16 protein-coding genes are annotated in these 20,612 nt (G+C 58.5%); 7 read left to right on the top strand and 9 right to left on the bottom strand.

Features of this window, described 5'->3' with window-relative positions; all coding sequences use genetic code 11:
- Positions 1–38: 38 nt before the first annotated feature.
- Positions 39–3,083: a membrane-targeted effector domain-containing toxin gene (locus EYC95_RS04855; RefSeq protein WP_131059362.1), complete on the bottom strand. Its 3,045-nt coding sequence runs from the start codon at positions 3,081–3,083 to the stop codon at positions 39–41.
- A 99-nt stretch (positions 3,084–3,182) separates the two neighbouring features.
- Complete coding sequence (gene treR, locus EYC95_RS04850; protein WP_131059361.1) at positions 3,183–3,887, bottom strand: trehalose operon repressor; 705 nt, start codon at positions 3,885–3,887, stop codon at positions 3,183–3,185.
- A gap of 235 nt (positions 3,888–4,122) precedes the next feature.
- Here treR and treP point away from each other — a divergent pair, with 235 nt between their 5' ends.
- The 7 genes from treP (at position 4,123) to tadA (ending at position 13,728) form a co-directional block, all read left to right on the top strand.
- Entirely contained in the window at positions 4,123–5,565 is a 1,443-nt protein-coding gene (gene treP, locus EYC95_RS04845) for a PTS system trehalose-specific EIIBC component (RefSeq protein WP_131059360.1), read from the top strand.
- Between the two features lie 118 nt (positions 5,566–5,683).
- On the top strand, positions 5,684–7,330 hold the full coding sequence (gene treC / locus EYC95_RS04840; RefSeq protein WP_131059359.1) for an alpha,alpha-phosphotrehalase: 1,647 nt from the start codon (positions 5,684–5,686) through the stop codon (positions 7,328–7,330).
- 106 nt (positions 7,331–7,436) lie between these two features.
- Positions 7,437–8,660, top strand: coding sequence for a carbohydrate porin (locus EYC95_RS04835; RefSeq protein WP_131059358.1), 1,224 nt, complete (start codon positions 7,437–7,439; stop codon positions 8,658–8,660).
- 62 nt (positions 8,661–8,722) lie between these two features.
- Entirely contained in the window at positions 8,723–11,257 is a 2,535-nt protein-coding gene (gene ptsP / locus EYC95_RS04830) for a phosphoenolpyruvate--protein phosphotransferase (RefSeq protein WP_131059357.1), read from the top strand.
- Between the two features lie 2 nt (positions 11,258–11,259).
- The gene (locus tag EYC95_RS04825) at positions 11,260–11,550 is read left to right on the top strand and encodes a PTS transporter subunit EIIB (protein ID WP_131059356.1); all 291 of its coding nucleotides are present in this window, start codon (positions 11,260–11,262) and stop codon (positions 11,548–11,550) included.
- Positions 11,551–11,854: 304 nt separating this feature from the next.
- Positions 11,855–13,231 (top strand): multicopper oxidase family protein, encoded by a 1,377-nt coding sequence (locus EYC95_RS04820; RefSeq protein WP_131059355.1) that lies wholly within the window; start codon positions 11,855–11,857, stop codon positions 13,229–13,231.
- On the top strand, positions 13,231–13,728 hold the full coding sequence (tadA, locus tag EYC95_RS04815; protein WP_131059354.1) for a tRNA adenosine(34) deaminase TadA: 498 nt from the start codon (positions 13,231–13,233) through the stop codon (positions 13,726–13,728). Before EYC95_RS04820 ends, tadA begins: the two co-directional genes overlap by 1 nt.
- A 133-nt stretch (positions 13,729–13,861) precedes the next feature.
- Here the strand turns inward: tadA and cmoB are convergent, their stop codons facing one another.
- The 7 genes from cmoB to lon form a co-directional block, all read right to left on the bottom strand.
- Positions 13,862–14,818 (bottom strand): tRNA 5-methoxyuridine(34)/uridine 5-oxyacetic acid(34) synthase CmoB, encoded by a 957-nt coding sequence (gene cmoB, locus EYC95_RS04810; protein WP_131059353.1) that lies wholly within the window; start codon positions 14,816–14,818, stop codon positions 13,862–13,864.
- The gene (gene cmoA, locus EYC95_RS04805) at positions 14,815–15,558 is read right to left on the bottom strand and encodes a carboxy-S-adenosyl-L-methionine synthase CmoA (RefSeq protein WP_131059352.1); all 744 of its coding nucleotides are present in this window, start codon (positions 15,556–15,558) and stop codon (positions 14,815–14,817) included. Before cmoA ends, cmoB begins: the two co-directional genes overlap by 4 nt.
- Before the next feature lie 157 nt (positions 15,559–15,715).
- Positions 15,716–16,210: a hypothetical protein gene (locus EYC95_RS04800; RefSeq protein WP_131059351.1), complete on the bottom strand. Its 495-nt coding sequence runs from the start codon at positions 16,208–16,210 to the stop codon at positions 15,716–15,718.
- Positions 16,211–16,339: 129 nt separating this feature from the next.
- Positions 16,340–16,990: a lysoplasmalogenase gene (locus EYC95_RS04795; protein WP_131059350.1), complete on the bottom strand. Its 651-nt coding sequence runs from the start codon at positions 16,988–16,990 to the stop codon at positions 16,340–16,342.
- 2 nt (positions 16,991–16,992) lie between these two features.
- A complete protein-coding gene (locus EYC95_RS04790) occupies positions 16,993–17,385 on the bottom strand; it encodes a protease inhibitor I42 family protein (protein WP_131059349.1) in 393 nt (130 codons plus the stop codon).
- A 131-nt stretch (positions 17,386–17,516) separates the two neighbouring features.
- Entirely contained in the window at positions 17,517–17,963 is a 447-nt protein-coding gene (locus EYC95_RS04785) for a hypothetical protein (RefSeq protein WP_131059348.1), read from the bottom strand.
- Between the two features lie 171 nt (positions 17,964–18,134).
- A complete protein-coding gene (lon, locus tag EYC95_RS04780; RefSeq protein WP_131059347.1) occupies positions 18,135–20,552 on the bottom strand; it encodes an endopeptidase La in 2,418 nt (805 codons plus the stop codon).
- Between the last annotated feature and the right edge of the window lie 60 nt (positions 20,553–20,612).

Raw genomic sequence — 20,612 nt, 5'->3', positions numbered from 1 at the left:
GCGTTCACGGGGCCTTTTGCGTATCAGATTCTGCCTTGTTACACAGGCAGACGGCCTTCGAGTGTCATGCCCATGCGGTTGAGTGCTCGTGCAAGAAGGCCAACATTCTGGAAGTTGACCTGATGCAGATCGGTCCACGCGGGACGGTTGATCAGAAAGCCGCCACCCTCCGTTCGCTCAATCATCGTACGCACAATCACGCCGGTCCTGCTGCGATGGATCAACGTCCAGAAGTCCTCTGATTGCTCGATGGTGAACATGCCTGGGCGGTACAAGAGCCGGAGGAGTGCTTCCTGTGTTCGTTGAATGACTGGAGTGGGCATTTCCAGGCTGAAGTCGGCATACAAAGTATCAAAGTCTCCGCTCATTTGCGGTTGTGGCGGCTGAACGTCACGGCCCACCTCGATGCCATGGTCGATCTCGATGTGCAGACTCTGGTCAGGACGAACTTCTTCGATCCGCAAACCGATGCCCCCCTCCGTTTCGCTGATGCCGGCAATGCCCCTGAACGTGTTGGTGTTTTCCTGGCCGGTCAGCACCACCCATTTTCCCGGGCTGTAGGCTTCGTTGGCCTGGATGATCGTGTGAGTGAGGTAGTTCTTGATGGATTGTTGCGACAGGGTGCCAAAGGACGCGCCTTCGTACCGATAGCTTGCCAGGCAATCAGTGGCCTGGATTCGAATGCCGTACTGTTGGGCCGTACGCACCACTTCCAGTGGTGTGAACTGCCCGGCGGGATCGCTCTGAAGCTGTTTCAAATACAGTCCCAACATGCCTTCCATTTTTCCTGTTTCGGCAAATTTGTTCAGGTCGACTTGGCTGAAGTCGTTAAGCAGACGGTGCATGTAGATCGTCTTGACGCCTTGTTTTGCCAGTGTCGGCATGTTTTCGATAAGGAACCGCATGCTCGCAATGCGATCCTGACTTTCACCGACGACGAGCCCGGGCGCGACATCGAATATCTTCTCAATGAGTTCCGGGACGGTCGTGGATGGCGTGATGACGGGCTGTACCGGACGCGCGGGCAACGAGGCGAAAAAATTCCTTGGGGTATGGAATGTGCGCGCATCTCTCACCAGTGCTGTGCGCCGTTGGGCGACGAACTCATCGTAAACAGTGACTCCTTTGATGGTCCCGTCGGGAAGGTTGACGATTTTGACGTGCGTTTCTTTTTTGCCCAGTGCCAGGAAGTTCATCGAACGCCCATTGGGGGTATCGTATTTTGTCAGGTGTCGGAACAAATCAGCCGGTGGCCGGGCTTGGGTGGTTCCAGTGGAGGATCCGGGAACGGGTTCGACGAGGTCCTTGCTGCCGCCCTTTAACCCACTTTTCGGCGCCAGTTCCCATTCACCCTCGGCATTCAGGCGTACAGGCATGGAACCTGAAGAAGCGAGAGGCTTTTGCGGATCAATGATCGCCCATGTGCCGCCGCCGTTGATGTCGGCTTCGTAGCGAACGTAGTAAGCCTGGTCGTTCATCATGATGGCGGTGGAAGGATTGGAGTCCAGCGAGTAGATGCCCTGGAATTTTCCGCTCGTGGCCAGAGGCGTCTGGCTTTCCAGGATTTCATTGCTTTGCCAGTGCTCTGGCACTTCAATGGCTTGCCCGGAGTCCTTCGGCAGCGGAGTGAATTCTTCCAGTTGACGGATTATTCCCTGAGAATCACCGGACGCTTGTGGGGCTTGTGCATCGACAGATTCATCCGGATGACCGGTGGCCCTCAGGTCTGCCATCTCAGCCGCTTCGGTTGCGTCGACCGAAGCTCCCGCGTCCTCCAATACACTGACTTCCTTGAGCAGCGGGATGTTGAACAGGGCATTGATGCCGTCGAGCACCGCGCCGATGACGCCGGCCTTGCGTTCCGCCGCCGTCTTGCCATTGACTGCTTTGTCGATGTTCAAGCCCATCGCCGCGATACTGGCCCCGATCACCGTCAATGCGATGGGCCAGCCCAGAACGGTCAATGGACCAAACACATGCAGACCGGCAGTCAGGTAGCCCAGCCAAAGCTGTTTGCGCATCTGTCCATGGGTCACCAGTGTCAGGTCAACCTCTTCCAGCATCGTGCCCTGGACTGCCCGGCTCTGCCAGGTGAAGGCATCGCCGTCGATGGTGATGTCTTTTTGATTGATCAAGTGGTGGTCGTACTTGCCCCAGGTGCCAACCAGCTGGTTCATCAGCGGGGTGATGTTGTCGTGGACTTCTTTACGGACCGACAGCGGGAAATGGGTCATGAACTCGGTGCGTGGCTGCTCTTCATTCATTTGAAGCAGGATCCACCAGTGCATGTCCGTCAGTGTCGGATGCACGTGGAAGGGCTGCGCGGCGCCGGGGACGTAAGTGATCTGCCGACCTTTTTGGTCAACAATGCGCAGAATATCGGTGGCGACATGCCCGGCGACATCCAGGGCGCAGACACGAAGATCCTCAGGCGTAGCGGTTTGCGCTTGCAGGGCCGACAGGGTAATCGGCCAGGCCGTGCCACCGGTGACGGCCCTTACGATGGTCTGGAAATCTTCCTCCTCCAGTTGACCGTTTTGCCGCGCCTCGACGGCCTTGCTGAGGTAGTTACATTTGGCCAGGGCCCGGAAGTCATCGAAATGTGTCGTCCAGAAAGCATTCAGTTTGTTCAGATAGCGATCACTGAGGTTCATCTCCCACAGGTCCGTGAGGGCCTTGCTGGGGTACATCCGCACTTCATTGGTTTCATTGAAAATACTGGCGTTTGCATCTGCAGTGTAAAACCCGCCATTACTGTTCAGTTCGAGGGCGTCGTCTTGATCGGTCACGCGGTACCCGTGGATGACCAGCTGCGTCAGGGTCAATGATTCGCAGGGTTTGGGGGCGTGCTCCCAACTCAGAAAGGCCTTGGTGCTGCTGGCCGAGACATTGTCGAACCGATGCCACCAGACCTGATCCGGGTCTAGGTCGGTGATGCCGTGTTTCTTCAGGATTTCGCTGGCCACCGCATGGGCCTCTTCTTTCAAGCCCGGGCAGGCTGTCACGATGACGGGGGCAATCGTTTTCAGCTGCTCCTTGTCGGCGGCATTGGGTAACGCTTCGGTACTCTGATCAACTGGCATGCTCTCGCTCCTTGAGAAATGGGCCGTGAGGATTACCCATTTGCTCAAGGCAAGTGCACTACATAGTTATGCCCACATGCATTTCGTGACCGTGTAGGGTCAGCGCCGTGCCACGTCCGAAAAGTAGAATTTGTCGAGGGTATGCCGTGATTCGGTGTACTCGAACTGGCGACCGTCCTGCAGGAAGGTCTGGTTGCTGACCACGATCACATGGCTCTGGCCGTCGAGGTCCAGGTGGTGCTGGTCGTCCTTGCTCCGGGGCACCGCTTCGATGGTGCGCTGGGCGTAGGCGATTTGCAGTTGCAGGGTCTGTTCGATGAAGGCGTAGATCGACTGCTCGGCGATGTCGCGGGACAGGCCGGGAATCACATCGCTGACGAAATGGTTGATGTCGAGGATCACGCGCTTGCCGTCGATCCGCCGCACTCGCTTGATCCGCGTGATCAGGCTGCCTTCTTCAGCCTTGAGGTGTTCGAGCAGCGAGCCTTCGAGGGGGATTTGTGTGAATTCGACCACCTCGGTGCTGACGTCGTTGCCCAGTCGCGGGTAAGTCTCCTGGAAGCTGACGATGCCGCCCAACTGGAATTCGATCGGGTTGGTCGACAGCACGAAGGTGCCTTTGCCGTGGACTTTCTGGGCGAAACCGCGCTCCTGCAATTGCTCGATGGCCTTGCGCACGGTGCCGCGGCTGGCTTGATAGCTGTCCATCAATTCGGTTTCGGAAGGCAACCGGGCGCCGCGTTCCAGACGTTCGGTCGTGATGCTGGCAAGCAGATCGCTGTAGATCTGGTTGTATTTACTCATGGGGATGGCTCTGTGCCGCGATGTACTCAAGGTTTCGAACCTTAAGGGCAGGGTAGGGGTTTGTCCATGCGGCTTTAGGTTTCATCGTTTCGGGAAGTAGGAAAAATCGCCGACTGTCGCGTTGCAGATAAACAAAATCAAACTCGTCTGTACGAGTTGTTGCTTTAACTCGTACAGACGAGTACTTTTCGCTTCGGCGTGCTGCCAAAACAAAAAACTACAGCGGAAGAAAAGCATGAGCCACGACTATCCGAACATCGCCAGCGAGTTGCTGCAAAGCCTCGGCGGCAGCGACAACCTCGAGCAGGCCGCGCACTGCGTCACACGCCTGCGCCTGGCCCTCAAGGACTCGAGCCTGGTCGACAGCGCCACGCTGAACCAGATCGACCTGGTAAAGGGCTCGTTCTTCACTGGTGGCCTGTTCCAGGTGGTTATCGGCCCCGGCGAGGTTGAAAAGGTTTATGCCGAATTGCGCCGCCAAACCGGTCTCGCCGCATCAACCATCGCCGACGTTAAACAAAAAAGCGCCGACAAAATAAACGCCATGCAGCGTCTGGTGCGGGTGTTTTCCGACGTGTTCATGCCGATCCTGCCGGCGTTGATCATTGCGGGACTGTTGATGGGCATCAACAACCTGATCGGCGCCAAGGGCATGTTCATCGAGGGCCAGACCCTGCTGGACGCCTATCCGAAACTTGACGGGCTCTGGAGCCTGATCAACCTGATGGCCAACACTTCGTTCGTGTTCCTCCCGGCGCTGGTGGGCTGGTCGGCGGCCAAGCGGTTTGGCGGCAGCGAAATCCTTGGCATCGTACTCGGCCTGATGCTGGTTCACCCCGATCTGCTCAATGCCTGGAACTACGGCAAGGCAGTCGCGGGTCTCGACGGCCAGAGCCTGCCGTACTTCGACATTCTCGGGCTGTTCCAGATCGAGAAGGTTGGTTATCAGGGACAGATCCTGCCGATCCTGCTGGCGGCCTGCGTGATGAGCGTCATCGAAAAATGGCTGCGGGCGCGGGTGCCGAACGCGGTGCAATTACTGGTGGTGCCGATCACCACCATCGTCGTCACCGGCGTGCTGGCGCTGGCCGTGATTGGCCCGGTGACCCGGCATCTGGGGATTCTCATCACCGAGGGCGTGGTGACCCTGTTTGATCTGGCTCCGATGGTCGGTGGCGCGATTTTCGGTTTGCTCTACGCGCCGCTGGTGATCACCGGCATGCACCACATGTTCCTCGCGGTCGACTTGCAGCTGATCTCCACCCAGGGCGGCACGTTCATCTGGCCGATGATCGTCATGTCCAACCTCGCCCAGGGCAGCGCGGCTTTGGCGGTGTTCTACATGACCCGCAATGTGCGCGACAAAAGCATGGCCTCGACCTCGGCGATTTCCGCTTATTTCGGCATCACTGAGCCGGCCATGTTCGGGGTCAACCTGCGCTACAAATTTCCGTTCTACGCGGCCCTGACCGGCTCGGCCCTGGGCTGCATCTTCCTGTCGCTGAACAAGGTCCAGGCCTCGGCAATCGGTGTCGGTGGCTTGCCCGGTTTCATCTCGATCATTCCGCAGTACATTCCGATGTTCGTGATCGGGATGGTCATCGCCATGGTTGTGCCGTTTGTTTTGACCTGCGGGTTGAGCATGAAGATTGTTCGGCCGGGGTATCGGGTCGCCTGATAGATCCATTCGCGGGCAAGCCTCGCTCCTACAGAGTTACGCATTTCAATGTAGGAGCGAGGCTTGCCCGCGAAGAGGCCCTCCAGGCCAGTACAAAACTTATTGAAGGAATAGCGCCATGCAAGACTGGCAACGTTCGGTGATCTACCAGATCTACCCGAAGAGTTTTCACAGCCACGCCGGCAACCCCACGGGTGATTTGCTCGGCGTCGTGGCCAAGCTCGATTACCTGCACTGGCTGGGTGTCGATTGCCTGTGGATCACGCCGTTCCTGCGTTCACCCCAGCGCGACAACGGTTACGACATCAGCGACTACTACGCCATCGACCCGAGCTACGGGACCATGGCCGATTGCGAATTGCTGATCGCCGAGGCCGGCAAGCGCGGGATCAAGCTGATGCTCGACATCGTGGTCAACCACACCTCGATCGAACACTCCTGGTTCCAGCAGGCCCGCAGCAGCCTCGACAACCCGTACCGCGACTTTTACATCTGGCGCGATCAGCCCAACAACTGGGAATCCAAGTTCGGCGGTTCGGCGTGGGAATACGAGGCGCAGACCGGTCAGTACTTCCTGCACCTGTTCGATCACACCCAGGCCGACCTGAATTGGGACAACCCGAAGGTACGCGCCGAAGTCTTCAAAATGATGCGTTTCTGGCGCGATAAAGGCGTGGGCGGTTTCCGTCTGGATGTGATCAACCTGATCTCGAAACCGGCGGATTTCCCCGAGGACGACACCGACGGTCGACGCTTCTACACCGACGGCCCGAATGTGCATGAGTACTTGCAGCAAATGCACCGCGAAGTCTTCGAAGGCTACGACCTGATCAACGTCGGCGAGATGTCCTCCACCAGCCTGGAACACTGCATTCGCTACTCGAAACCGGATTCGAAAGAACTGTCGATGACCTTCAATTTCCATCACCTGAAGGTCGATTACCCGAACCTGCAGAAGTGGATTCGCGCTGACTTCGACTTCCTCCAGCTCAAGCGCATTCTGTCCGACTGGCAGACCGGCATGCAGGCTGGCGGTGGCTGGAACGCGCTGTTCTGGTGTAACCACGACCAGCCGCGCGTGGTCTCGCGTTTTGGCCATGACGGCGAGCATCGCGTGGTGTCGGCGAAGATGCTCGGCACCGCGCTGCATTTCCTTCAGGGCACACCGTTTGTGTACCAGGGTGAAGAACTGGGCATGACCAATCCGGGGTTTGATCACATTGATCAGTACCGCGATGTCGAGACGCTGAACATCTTCCGCCTCAAGCGCGAGGCGGGAGCCGATGATGCCGAGAACATGGCGGCGATCATGCAGAAGTCCCGGGACAATGGCCGTACGCCGATGCACTGGAGCGCCGAGCCGAACGCAGGGTTCAGCGCCGCAGAACCTTGGATTGGCGTGCCGGCCAACGCGGCGCAGATCAACGTCGCCACTCAGTTCGACGATCCGGACTCTGTGCTACATCACTACCGTCAGTTGATTGCCCTGCGCCGCAGCGAAGCGCTGATGTCTGATGGCGTCTACCGGCAATTGCTGCCGGAGCACACGCAAATCTGGGCGTATGTGCGTGAAGGTAATGGCGAGCGTTTGCTGGTACTGAACAACTTCTATGGCACGCCGTGCGAAGTGGAGCTGGCGGATGAAGTGATCAGCGACGCGATGGCTCAACGCTTGGTCATCAGCAACTACCCGGACTGTCCGCCGCGAAACCAGCAGATTCTGTTAAGGCCCTATGAGTCATTCGTTCTGCACCTGACCGACTGACCGACCACTAAAAAAACACCGACTTAAAAAACACGCAGAACGCTGCGCGGGGAAGTTTTGCGCGCCGAATTTGCGGAACAACACAATAAAAATAATGGGGTGGTTCTTGAAAACAACAATAAATCGCAGCCTTGTCGCCGCGAGCGTGTGCCTGGCGTTGCCATTATCGGCGCAGGCCCTGGAATTCGGCGGTTACCTGCGCAGCGGCGTCGGAACATCGGTCAGCAGTGGTAAACAGCAGTGTTTCCAGCTGCCTGGGGCGCAGACAAAATACCGCTTGGGCAACGAGTGTGAGCAGTACGCCGAACTCGAACTACGTCAGGATTTGTACACCCTGGACGACGGTTCGGTGCTGAGCGTCGACGGCATGGCTTCGCTGTATAACCAGTACGACAAGGACCTGACATTCAACGGCGATAACGGCTCGGTGCGCATGCCGCAGCTGTACGCGCAGTTGTCGAACATGCCCAGCCTCAACGGCGGTTCGCTGTGGGCCGGCCGGCGTTATTACAAGCGGAACGACATCCACATTTCCGACTTCGACTACTGGAACCAGAGCGCCACGGGGGGTGGTATCGAGGATGTGCTGATCGGCGATCTGAAGTACAGCTACGCTTTTTCGCGCAAAGACAATCTGTACCAGAAGGACTACATCAACCGTCACGATTTCAACGTCGCCGGCTTCGATACCAACCCCGGTGGTGAACTGGAACTCGGGCTGAGCTACATCGATAAACCCGACAGCCGAGAGGCTCATCGCGGCTGGGCAATCACCGCGCAGCATGTGCAAAAAGGTTTTCTGGGCGGCAAGAACAAACTGGCTTTCCAGTACGGGGAAGGCCCAGGCACCGGATTGGGTTATACCGGTAACGTAAAGCTGGACGACAGCAACAAAAGTTACCGGGTGGTGGAGTTCTTCGACTGGCAAGTGACGCCGCGATTTGGCGGGCAAGTCGAGGCGGTTTACCAGAAAGACATTCGCCCGGACGGCGCCGATCAGAACTGGGTTTCCTTGGGGATTCGTCCGGCGTACGCGATCACCGAGCAGTTCAAACTGGTGGCCGAACTGGGTCACGATCAAGTCGAAGCCATGGGCGGCACGCGCAAGCTGAGCAAGTTTACCTTCGCCCCGACGTGGTCGCCCAAAGGCCCGGAATTCTGGGCTCGGCCCGAGGTGCGTCTGTATTACACCTATGCCAGCTGGAACGAGGCGGCCAAACGGGCGGCCAATGAACTGGCGGCGGGTTCGGCGTTGTCCGATACCGGCGCCTTCGGCACGGCGCGGCACGGTTCGAATGTCGGATTGCAGGTCGAGTATTGGTGGAAATAAGCGATGCTGTCGGAGCCTCGCGCTCCATCGGCACTTCAAAGAACAAACCAGCAGGTGACGTCATGGCCACACCCCAACAATTGCAACTGCACGCCCCCCTGTCCGGCGTATTGATGCCACTGGACCTCGTGCCCGATCCGGTGTTTTCCAGCCGGGTCATCGGCGATGGCCTGTGCATCGATCCGACCTCAACTACCTTGTGCGCGCCGTTGGCAGGGGTTGTCAGCAATGTGCAGGCAAGTGGGCATGCGGTCAGCATCACCAGCGAAAATGGTGTGCAGGTGTTGCTGCACATCGGCCTCGACACGGTGAACCTGGCAGGGAAGGGGTTCACGCGGCTGGTGGAGGAGGGCCAGCACGTTGACGTTGGGCAGTCGCTGATCGAGTTCGATGCCGATTTTGTTGCATTAAATGCCCGCAGCTTGCTGACGTTGATGCTGGTGGTCAGCGGGGAGCCGTTCACTTGGCTGACGCCTGAAACCGGTCTGGTAGAGAGTGGCCAGCCGCTACTGAGTTTGAACCCTGTCGAGCAAACAGCGGATGTGCCGGTACCGGAAGAGGACGAAGCACTGTTTTCCAAACCGCTGACACTGGCCAACCCGAATGGCTTGCACGCCCGTCCGGCGGCGGTGTTCGCCCAAGCGGCGAAAGGTTTTTCGGCGAGCATTTACCTGCATAAAAAGCAGGAGAGTGCGAACGCGAAATCCTTGGTGGCGATCATGGCGTTGCAAACGGCTCACGGTGACGTTTTGCAAGTCAGCGCGGCCGGTCCGGACGCTGAAGCGGCGATCCAGACGCTGACTGAACTGCTGGCAAGTGGATGCGGTGAAGCGGTGGCGGCCTCGGCGCAGGTCGAGGTGCATGCGATCGAGGCTTCATCGCTGACGGTGCTGCGTGGGGTTTGCGCATCGCCCGGATCAGCGTTTGGCCAAGTGGTGCAGATAGCCGAGCAAAACCTCGAAGTGAAGGAGCTTGGCGCCACGCCGCAGGTTGAACGCGATCAGCTGTCTCGTGCCTTGGCCGAGGCGCTGGTGGCCCTACAACAATTGCGTGATAACGCCATTGGCGACGCGCAGGCAGACATCTTCAAGGCACATCAGGAACTGCTCGAAGATCCGGGTTTGTTGGACATGGCTCACGTGCTGATCAACGAAGGTAAAAGCGCCGGGTTTGCCTGGTGCACGGCCACCGAGTCGACGGCTAACCTGTTCAAAAGCCTAGGCAACGCCTTGCTCGCGGAACGGGCGGCGGACTTGGCCGATGTGAGTCAGCGGGTGCTAAAGCTGATCCTCGGTGTGCGGGATCAGGCGATGGAGCTGCCTGAAGGGGCGATCCTGATCGCCGAACAACTGACACCGTCACAAACCGCCGGGCTCGATACCCGCACGGTGCTGGGTTTCGCCACGGTCGGCGGCGGCGCCACCAGCCACGTCGCGATCCTCGCCCGGGCGTTCGGTATACCGGCGATCTGCGGGCTGCCTGTGCAAGTGCTGGCGCTGGTCAACGGAACCCAGGTGTTGCTCGATGCCGACAAGGGCGAGCTGCAGCTGGATCCGGATCTGCAGGCTATTGAGCAGCTGCAAGCCAAGCGGCAGCTTCAACAGCAACGCCAGCAGCATGAGTTGGCGCACGCGACGCTGGCTGCCTGTACCCGCGATGGTCATCATTTTGAAGTGACCGCCAACATCGCTTCGCTGGCTGAAGCCGAACAGGCCATGGCGTTGGGAGGCGAGGGCGTCGGCTTGTTGCGCTCGGAGTTTCTTTATCTGGACCGCAATCATGCGCCGAGTCATGACGAGCAAGCGTCCACCTATAGCGCCATCGCCAAGGCGCTCGGGCCGGCGCGTAATCTGGTGGTGCGCACGCTGGACGTCGGCGGCGACAAACCTCTGGCCTACGTGCCGATGGACAGCGAAACCAATCCCTTCCTGGGCATGCGCGGGATTCGTTTGTGCCTGGAGCGTCCGCAGCTGCTGCGCGATCAGTTCAAGGCCATCCTGAACAGCGCCGGGCTGGCCCGGCTGCACATCATGCTGCCGATGATCACGCAGCTTTCGGAGTTGCGCCTGGCCCGGCAACTGCTTGAAGAAGAGGCGCTGGCATTGGGACTCACGGCACTGCCCAAGCTGGGGATCATGATCGAAGTGCCGGCGGCGGCACTGATGGCGGACCTGTTTGCGCCCGAGGTGGATTTCTTCTCTATCGGCACCAACGACCTCACCCAATACACCCTGGCCATGGACCGCGATCACCCGCGTCTGGCCAGTCAGGCCGACAGCTTCCATCCGGCGGTTCTGCGGTTGATTGCCTGCACCGTGAAGGCCGCGCACGCCCACGGCAAATGGGTCGGGGTGTGTGGCGCCATGGCCTCCGAGACACTGGCCGTGCCGCTATTGCTGGGGCTTGGGGTGGATGAGCTGTCAGTGAGTGTGCCGTTGATTCCGGCCATAAAGGCAGCCGTTCGCGAAGTGGATTTGGTGAGTTGCCAGGCCATCGCCCAGCAAGTGCTGGGCCTGGAAAGTGCCGGGCAGGTGCGCGAGGCGTTGCGGCTGTATCACGAGGCGACGGTCGATACTTCACTGGTTCTGGAGAACTGAACATGTTCGAGAAAATGCAGCGAGCGTTCTGGAAAGCATTGACGCCGGATCTGGTGGTGGATGAGCCGAAAGCCATTATTCAGCCGGTGTCCGGTTTGCCTGCAAATGTCGTAGCCGCGCTAGGTGGCGTGGAAAACCTCAAGTCGCAGCAGCCGGTTGCACTGACCCGGGTTCGGGTGGAGTTGCGGGACGTAGCGCGGATAGATCGGCAGGCATTAAATGTGGCAGGTGTGCCGGGCGTCATGACGCTGGATGACGGGGTGGTGCATTTGATCACCGGCCTACAGCCATAGCTGAAAACCCTGTGGCGAGGGGGCTCGTCGGAACGCCGCATCGCCCCTTTCGGCTACGAAGCAGTCGTAAACCGGTCAGCGCGATTTATCTGAAATACCGTAGTGGATGGTTTTAGGGTCGCTTCGCAACCCAACGGGGATAAATCCCCTCGCCACAAAAGCCCCCTCACCACAGATATTGCCAACCAGGCTTTGAGTGCGGCCATCCGCCGCCCCACCCTTACTGTTTCTCAACCGCAGGTGTATCGTATTCGCCTTTTACAGGCCCACGGGTCTGTCGCTGATACGTGAGGTAGTTGAGTTCATGTCCTTTACCCGTCGCCAAATCCTCGGTGGCCTGGCCGGTCTTGTTGTCGTTGGTGTCGGGGCGGGGGGCGCGTCGAGGTACTGGCTGGGCAAGATGGCCGACGCTGACGCCGGCCATGACTATGAGCTGATCGCAGCACCGCTGGACGTCGAACTGGTCGCCGGGCACAAGACCGAGGCCTGGGCGTTCGGTCCGTCGGCGCCGGGCACTGAACTGCGGGTTCGTCAGGGCGAATGGCTGCGGGTGCGCTTCCTCAACCATCTGCCGGTGGCGACCACCATTCACTGGCACGGCATCCGCCTGCCACTGGAAATGGACGGCGTGCCCTATGTATCGCAGCTTCCGGTATTGCCGGGCGAATACTTCGACTACAAATTCCGCGTGCCAGACGCCGGTAGCTACTGGTATCACCCGCACGTCAACAGCAGCGAAGAACTCGGCCGCGGCCTTGTCGGCCCGCTGATTATCGAAGAGCGCGAGCCCACCGGTTTCAAGTACGAGAAAACCCTGAGCCTCAAGAGCTGGCACGTCGACGAAGAGGGCGCGTTCGTGGCCTTCAGCATTCCTCGCGAAGCCGCCCGTGGTGGCACGGCGGGGCGCCTGTCGACCATCAACGGTGTCTCGCAAGCGGTGATCGACCTGCCCGCCGGGCAAATTACCCGCGTGCGCCTGCTCAACCTCGATAACACGCTGACCTATCGCCTCAACATTCCCGGCGTCGAAGCGCAGATCTATGCGCTGGACGGCAATCCCGTGGAGCCGCGCCCAATGGGCAAGGAATACTGGCTCGGCCCGGGCATGCGCATCTGCCTGGCGATCAAGGCACCGCCCGCCGGTGTAGAATTATCCTTGCGCAACGGTCCGGTTCGTCTGGGTACGTTCCGTTCGGTGGCGAACACTGAGGCACCCACTGAATGGCCGCCCGCACTGCCTGCCAACCCGGTGGCCGAGCCGGACCTGGCCAATGCCGAGAAACTCAACTTCAATTTCGAATGGGTGGGCTCGGTGTCGGTCAACGTCGAAAACGGTAGGCCACCAAGCTTGTGGCAAATTAACGGCAAGGCTTGGGACATCACGGACAAGACCTGCGCCGACCGCCCGATTGCCAAGCTCGAGAAGGGCAAGAGCTACATTTTTGAATTGAAGAACATGACTCAGTATCAGCACCCGATTCATCTGCACGGCATGAGTTTCAAGGTCATCGCCTCGAACCGGCACAAGGTCATTCCGTACTTCACCGACACTTACCTGCTCGGCAAGAACGAGCGCGCACAAGTCGCGTTGGTGGCGGATAACCCCGGCGTATGGATGTTCCATTGCCATGTGATCGACCACATGGAAACCGGCCTGATGGCCGCCATCGAGGTGGCCTGATGCGTCAGATACGTCCCGCCGCGATCATCGACCGCAGCCGCGACCGCGACTTCATGCGCGAAGCACTGGCCCTGGCCGCACAAGGCGCGGCGCTGGGTGAAGTGCCCGTGGGCGCGGTGCTGGTGCAAAACGGCGAGATCGTCGGTCGAGGCTTCAATTGCCCGATCAGCGGCCACGACCCGAGCGCTCATGCCGAGATGGTCGCGATCCGCGCCGCAGCGTTGGCCGCCAGCAACTATCGCCTGCCGGGCAGCACGCTGTACGTGACCCTTGAGCCGTGCAGCATGTGCGCCGGGCTGATCGTGCATTCGCGGATTGCGCGGGTGGTGTATGGCGCTCTGGAGCCGAAAGCGGGGATCGTGCAGAGTCAGGGGCAGTTTTTCACTCAGGGATTCTTGAATCACCGAGTGTTGTTTGAAGGCGGGGTGTTGGCGGAGGAGTGCGGGGCGGTGTTAAGCGAATTCTTCAAGGCCCGGCGCGCCAAACCAACAGACTGAACACCCAACCCCTGTAGGAGTGAGCCTGCTCGCGATAGCGGAGTATCAGTCAATAGTGATGTCGACTGACACACCGTTATCGCGAGCAGGCTCACTCCTACAGGGGATCTCCTATGGATAGGAGATTGGTGTTTTATTTTCGAGCGACAATGACGGCCCGCATCGGCGCCGGCAGCCCTTCAACTGTCTTGCTGTGATCCTCGGGATCCAGGAAATCGCTGAGCGACTGATACTTCATCCACTCCGTCCCGCGCTGTTCTTCGACCGTGGTCACGCTCACGTCGACACAGCGAACATCCGTAAACCCGGCGCGGCGCAACCACAATTCCAGCGCCGGCACCGACGGCAAGAACCACACGTTACGCATCTGCGCATAACGGTCGTCCGGCACCAGCACCTGCTGCTGATCGCCTTCAATCACCAGCGTCTCCAGCACCAACTCACCACCCTTGACCAGGCAGTCCTTCAGCGCCAGCAAATGCTCGATCGGCGAACGACGGTGGTAGAACACACCCATGGAAAACACCGTGTCGAAGCCTTCCATGTTTGGCGGCAGGTCTTCGAAAGGGAAGGGCAGGTGCCAGGCATTGGGTTCTGACAAGTAACGCTGCACCGCCTGGAACTGGCAGAAGAACAGCCAGTTCGGGTCGACACCGATCACGCTGTCGGCGCCGGCACCGAGCATGCGCCACATGTAGTAACCGTTGCCGCAACCGACATCAAGGATGCGTTTGCCCTTCAGGTCCAGATGCGGAGCCACCCGTGACCACTTCCAGTCCGAACGCCATTCCGTGTCGACATGCACGCCAAACAGATCGAACGGCCCTTTGCGCCACGGCGACAACCCCATCAGCGCAGTACGCATTTGCGCACGGGTCTCAACGTCGCAATCGGTGTCCAGCGTCAGGCCATTCAACAAGTCGACTTCGCTTGGCTGAATCTTCGGCAAAGCGTCCAGCGCACTTTGCCAGCGCTCCAGATCGCCGTGACCCTTTTCCATTTTCTTGTCGAGTTGCGCTTGCAGGGTGTTGGCCCATTCGGCCAGCGGGGTGCCAGCCAGACGGCGGGCGAGGGGGGACAGATCAATCATGGCAAGGCAATCAACGAGGCAAAGTTAAGACACTGGAACCACGGCACGACTTTCGAGAACCCGGCAGCCAACAGGCGCTCGCGATGTTCTTCGAGGCTGTCGGGCTTCATGACGTTTTCGATGGCGCTGCGCTTCTGGGCGATTTCCAGTTCGCTGTAGCCGTTGGCGCGTTTGAACGCGACGTGCAGGTCGGTAAGCAGCGCATGTTCTTCGGGGTCGTTGAAACGCAGCTTCTCCGAGAGGATTAACGCGCCGCCGGGCAACAGCGACTGACGGATGCGTGAGAGCAGGGCGGTGCGCTGGTCAGGGGCGATGAATTGCAGGGTGAAGTTCAGCGCCACCACCGAGGCTGGCTGGAAGTCGAGGGCGAGGATGTCGCCTTCGATCACCTCCACCGGCAGCAACTCCTGGAACATCGAGTCCTGACCGTTGAGGTATTCGCGGCAGCGTTCGACCATCGCCGCAGAGTTATCCACAGCGATGACGCGGCAACCGTCGGTGCGCACATGACGGCGCAACGCTTGAGTCACGGCACCCAGGGACGAGCCGAGGTCGTAGAGCACGCTGTTGGGCTGGGCGAATTGCGCAGCGAGCACGCCGAGGTTCTCAACGATGGTCGGATAACCCGGCACCGAGCGCTTGATCATGTCCGGGAACACCCGCACCACGTCCTCGTTAAAGGCGAAGTCAGGCACCTGGGCCAAAGGCTGGGCGAAAAGGCGATCGGGGTCTTTGCTCACGGCGGTTTCCGGCGGTGTCGATGGAAAAGGCCGGCATTTTAGCCAAAGTGGCGCGGGGATGCTTGGGTTGTCTGATAAAACGTGGCAGAGCGCTTTGAGGAAAGCTGAATGACCAAGCTCGACTCGTTCGGCCTGGCCATTCATGATTTAACGCTGATTACTGCGGTTGCAGGAATACGATGTAAGTGGATTTGCCGGCGATTTTTAGCTCACGGTTACGCTCATCGACACCCTTGAAATCAAAGCCGATTTGGTAATGCAATTTCTCGGGGCTAGCCTCAATGGCCTCTACAGTGAAAGTTCCGCTTTTTGGTTTGAATGTGAAAGAAGTAGTGAAGCCTGGGATGGTCCCCGTTTCAAAGTAATAGGCATCTTCGAAAGGAAAGCCCGTATCGGTAACAGGATAGGTACCGGATTTAATATTTTTATCGAATACGAGCACCAGGCCTTTTTTACTTCGATGCGAATAGTCCTGAGTATTTGCGCGGGTTACCAGCGCAATCTGATTACTCGCGGGATCGGCTGCGTACTCAACAATTTGGCTCTCGAACTTCACTCGGCCAGAAATCGTGGCAAGTGTTTCAGCACTAACGGTGATGACGGGTTCTGCAGTGTTGGCAGAAATTGTATTTTTGCTTTTGAAAAAGCTCATGATGGTCTTCCTTGTATTAGATGTGTAGTTGGATAAGGCCACTGAATACTAAGAAAGAATGAAGATTCGAGCTACTGTCAGATCTGACAGGTTTTTATAACGTTATGATATAGGTTGCGGGTTTTATGGTTATGAAGTATGGCTAAGTTGAGCACTCGTATTAAATGCCGAGGCGGCGATACCCCATTGTCCCAACCAGTAGCTGAGGATGATGATGTATGGCGCGGCGGCGAATGGTGATACGAAACGGTTGATGCCGATCACGCTATCGGAAAACACAAACGCCACCGCACCGGCTGCCGCCAGTAGCGCCGAGCCTTTGGGCACTTCGGTCCCGAGTCGGGCCAGCGCCCGCCAGAGCATCGCGCTGATGGCCAGACCGTAAACAATCACCGGGATCAACAATGGGCCCAGTCCGCGGGAAATCAAAATCCCCAGCAACACCGCGCCAACACCCAGGGCAATCAGCAATGGCAACAACGCCAGCCGCCGGCAATCGCTCAAATAGGCTTTCAGATAGGCCAGGTGGGCGACCAAAAATGCTCCGAGGCCGAACACAAACAAATCCCCCGGCCATGCCAGCAACACATCGCCAAGCAGGGAGAAAATCAATCCCAGGCTGATCCAGCGCCGGTACTCACTGGGCGGTGCGTCGTGCAACCAGCCGAGCAAGGCCAACACCGGCAAAGGTTTGACCAGCAGGCAGAGCAGCGCGGCATGCACGCTCAAGCCATACAGAAAGGTCACCGCGCCCATCAGCGCCAGAATCAGCCAGCCCACGATCAGTTAACCGCGATCGCGCAGTCGAAGGTTTTCACTGCCGGCACTTCCGGTGCCCAGGGCTGTGAATAGGTCAAACGCAAGCGGCCCGTACCGACGGCAAACGCCTGAAAGCGCCAGGTCGAAAGGCCGGCACTGCCCACGATGCCGGCGTCTTCCGGGTTGCTGTACACCTCGGGGCTGAGCGCATGCAGCACGCCACCGGCCGAATCCTGGATCGCCCAGCGATAACCCGTGGTCGGGCTGCTAGGCAGGGTCAGGATCAGGTTCTGTCCGCTGCGCATTTGTACCGGGCATTCGCTTTGTTTTTCCACGGTCAGGTTCTGCTTCGGTTGCGTGGAGCACGCGGCCAGCAGGGAGAGGGCGAGGGGGACAAACAGGCGAGTGGGGGACATAGGGTCAGCGGCTCCGGCGTTCACGACGAACGGTGAGCTTACCCGATGTAAGTCCAAATGCTAATTGGTAGCACGCCAAATACCTGCGACGGATGTCGCAAGTATCAGGTGAGCGACATTATTATTAACGCTTAGGGGATACTGATGCCGAACACGCTTTTGATATTGCGCGATGTTTGGCCAACCAAGAATTGAATACTTAAATGACCGTAGTAAAGCTGTTTTGTTGTATCGTGGCAGATGGTTATTTCTCCATGCTGTGCAGTTCCCTCAAAGATTTCACCATTTTTGTTGCCGCGATAGATGACTTTTATCAGCTCGTTGTCTACCGGGTAGAGATAGTGTCCATTCTCCGGCAGATCTTGTTTTCCATTGCCAAGAATCCTGTCTTTTAATTCAATCGTAAAATCAATGTGGTTACTTGATGCATTGTCGTTCCAGCTGTGAAGTCCTCTTAGCTCGACCATATTGTTCCAGATAGCGCCGCGCAGCACACTCGCAAAAAAAATATTATCGTCATCGATATGGAAAGACCAAAGTCCATTGGCCACTTGTAGAGTTTCTGGGGAGTTAGTCATTATTTGCTCTTCCTGAGTTTAACCATGATTCCGAATTGACGTCCGTAATATATGCATGGCAGGAAAGCGCATCTACTGTCATAAATGACAGTTGTTAAGAGCTTTTTCGAATATAAATTATGCTGATATAAACAAAATGCTGCCCACCTGAGTCGACAGCATGCGATGACATCAGAAAAGCACTTTCGCCACATCCGCAAACCGCTTGGCAAAGTGCACGGTAATCCCTTCCTTCAGATAATCCGGCAGTTCGTCAAAGCTTCCACGGTTAGGCTCCGGCAGAATCAACTCAAAAATCTTCTGCCGCCGCGCCGCGATCACCTTCTCACGCACCCCGCCAATCGGCAGTACATGCCCGGTCAGCGTCAGTTCTCCCGTCATGGCCACGCCTTTTTTCGGCGGCTGGTTGCGGGCGAGGGAGAGCAGGGCGCTGGCCATGGTCACGCCGGCGCTCGGCCCGTCTTTCGGGGTCGCGCCTTCCGGGACGTGCAGGTGGACGAAGGCCTCGTCGAAGAATTTCGGATCACCGCCAAACGACTTAAGGTTCGAGCTGACATAGCTGTAGGCGATTTCCGCCGACTCTTTCATCACTTCGCCCAATTGCCCGGTGAGTTTGAAGCCACGGTTGAGCGTGTGGATGCGCGTGGCTTCGATTGGCAAGGTCGCGCCACCCATGCTGGTCCAGGCCAGCCCCGTGATGACGCCGGTGCCGGACAGCACTTGTTCGTTGCGGAACACAGGATGGCCGAGTGAGGCTTCGAGGTCTTTCGGGGCAATTTTGATCACCGCTTTCGGCTCGTCGATCAATTTCACCACGGCTTTGCGCACCAGTTTGCCCAATTGTTTTTCCAACTGGCGCACCCCGGCTTCACGGGCATAACCGTCGATCAATGCCTTCAACGCGCTGTCGCTGATGCTCAGGCTGCCCTTGGACACGCCGGCCTTTTCCAGCTGCTTGGGCCACAGGTGACGCTTGGCGATGGCGATTTTTTCTTCGGTGATGTAACCCGACAGGCGAATCACTTCCATCCGGTCCAGCAACGGGCCGGGGATCGAGTCTAGGGTGTTGGCGGTGCAGACGAACAGCACTTTCGACAGATCCAGACGCAGGTCCAGGTAGTGATCGAGGAATTCGACGTTCTGTTCCGGGTCGAGGGTTTCCAGCAGCGCCGAGGCCGGGTCGCCTTGGTAGCTTTGGCCCATCTTGTCGATCTCGTCGAGCATGATCACCGGGTTCATCACTTCGACGTCTTTCAACGCCTGCACGAGTTTGCCCGGTTGCGCGCCGATGTAGGTGCGGCGGTGGCCCTTGATCTCGGCTTCGTCGCGCATGCCGCCGAGGCTGAAGCGGTAGAACGGCCGGCCGAGGGATTCGGCGATGGACTTGCCGACGCTGGTTTTACCCACGCCCGGCGGGCCGACCAGCAAGACGATGGAACCGCTGATCTCGCCTTTATAAGCACCGACGGCGAGGAATTCGAGGATGCGGTCCTTGATGTCGTCGAGGCCGGCGTGATGTTTGTCGAGCACCTTGCGTGCGTGTTTGAGGTCGAGTTTGTCCTCGCCAAACACGCCCCACGGCACCGAGGTCGCCCAGTCGAGGTAGTTGCGGGTGACCGCGTACTCCGGCGAACCGGTCTCGAGGATTGACAGCTTGTTCATTTCTTCTTCGATGCGTTTTTGCGCCTGGGGCGGCAGCACTTTGCCAGTGAGGCGTTGCTCGAACTGTTCGATGTCGGCGCTGCGGTCGTCTTTGGTCAGGCCCAGCTCTTGCTGGATGACCTTGAGTTGTTCCTTGAGGAAGAACTCGCGCTGATGCTCGCCGATCTTGCGGTTAACTTCGGCGGAAATTTCTTTCTGCAAGCGCGCGACTTCGACTTCCTTGCGCAGCATCGGCAGGACTTTTTCCATGCGCTTGAGCATGGGTACGCAATCGAGCACTTCCTGCAGATCGTTGCCGGTGGCCGAGGTCAGGGCGGCGGCGAAATCGGTCAGCGGCGACGGATCGTTGGGGCTGAAGCGGTTGAGGTAATTCTTCAGCTCTTCGCTGTACAGCGGGTTGAGCGGCAGCAGTTCCTTGATCGCGTTGATCAGCGCCATGCCGTAGGCCTTGACCTCGTCGGTCGGCTCGGTGGGCTGGTGCGGGTATTCGACTTCCACCAGGTACGGCGGGCGATGGTGTTTGAGCCAGCTGCGAATGCGTACGCGAGTCAGGCCTTGGGCGACGAATTGCAGTTTGCCGTTTTCGCGACTGGCGTGGTGCACCTTGACCAGCGTGCCGTACAGCGGCAGGGCCGAGGTGTCGAAATGGCGCGGGTCTTCCTGGGGCGTGTCCATGTAGAACAGGGCCAGGGAGTGGTGGTCGGATTTGCTGACCAGGTCGAGGGTTTCGGCCCAGGGTTCTTCATTGACGATGACCGGCAGCACTTGAGCCGGGAAGAACGGGCGGTTGTGGATCGGGATGATGTAGACCTTGTCCGGCAGGTTCTGGCCGGGCAGGGCGAGGCCTTTGCCGGTGGAGTGGTGTTCGGCGTTCTCTGGGTCGGCGTATTCGCTCGGGTCTTCGGGGAATTCTTGCTGGTCGCTCATGGGGCACCGTCCCTTATACAAATATGACGCTCCCGACGCGCTACTTGGTTTAGTATGACG

Origin of the sequence: Pseudomonas sp. BGI-2 (assembly GCF_004310295.1) — a bacterium.
Classification (GTDB): domain Bacteria; phylum Pseudomonadota; class Gammaproteobacteria; order Pseudomonadales; family Pseudomonadaceae; genus Aquipseudomonas.
Note: the sequence above shows the minus strand (reverse complement) of the source record. Positions and strands in the feature narration are given on the sequence as shown.

Bases quoted from the DNA above. Each gene is read 5' to 3' on its own strand.
- ptsP (WP_131059357.1), top strand. From the start codon at position 8,723: ATGGCCACACCCCAACAATTGCAACTGCACGCCCCCCTGTCCGGCGTA.
- EYC95_RS04790 (WP_131059349.1), bottom strand. From the start codon at position 17,385: ATGTCCCCCACTCGCCTGTTTGTCCCCCTCGCCCTCTCCCTGCTGGCC.
- treC (WP_131059359.1), top strand. From the start codon at position 5,684: ATGCAAGACTGGCAACGTTCGGTGATCTACCAGATCTACCCGAAGAGT.
- tadA (WP_131059354.1), top strand. From the start codon at position 13,231: ATGCGTCAGATACGTCCCGCCGCGATCATCGACCGCAGCCGCGACCGC.
- EYC95_RS04785 (WP_131059348.1), bottom strand. From the start codon at position 17,963: ATGACTAACTCCCCAGAAACTCTACAAGTGGCCAATGGACTTTGGTCT.
- EYC95_RS04800 (WP_131059351.1), bottom strand. From the start codon at position 16,210: ATGAGCTTTTTCAAAAGCAAAAATACAATTTCTGCCAACACTGCAGAA.
- cmoB (WP_131059353.1), bottom strand. From the start codon at position 14,818: ATGATTGATCTGTCCCCCCTCGCCCGCCGTCTGGCTGGCACCCCGCTG.
- EYC95_RS04825 (WP_131059356.1), top strand. From the start codon at position 11,260: ATGTTCGAGAAAATGCAGCGAGCGTTCTGGAAAGCATTGACGCCGGAT.
- treR (WP_131059361.1), bottom strand. From the start codon at position 3,887: ATGAGTAAATACAACCAGATCTACAGCGATCTGCTTGCCAGCATCACG.
- lon (WP_131059347.1), bottom strand. From the start codon at position 20,552: ATGAGCGACCAGCAAGAATTCCCCGAAGACCCGAGCGAATACGCCGAC.
- EYC95_RS04820 (WP_131059355.1), top strand. From the start codon at position 11,855: ATGTCCTTTACCCGTCGCCAAATCCTCGGTGGCCTGGCCGGTCTTGTT.
- EYC95_RS04855 (WP_131059362.1), bottom strand. From the start codon at position 3,083: ATGCCAGTTGATCAGAGTACCGAAGCGTTACCCAATGCCGCCGACAAG.
- treP (WP_131059360.1), top strand. From the start codon at position 4,123: ATGAGCCACGACTATCCGAACATCGCCAGCGAGTTGCTGCAAAGCCTC.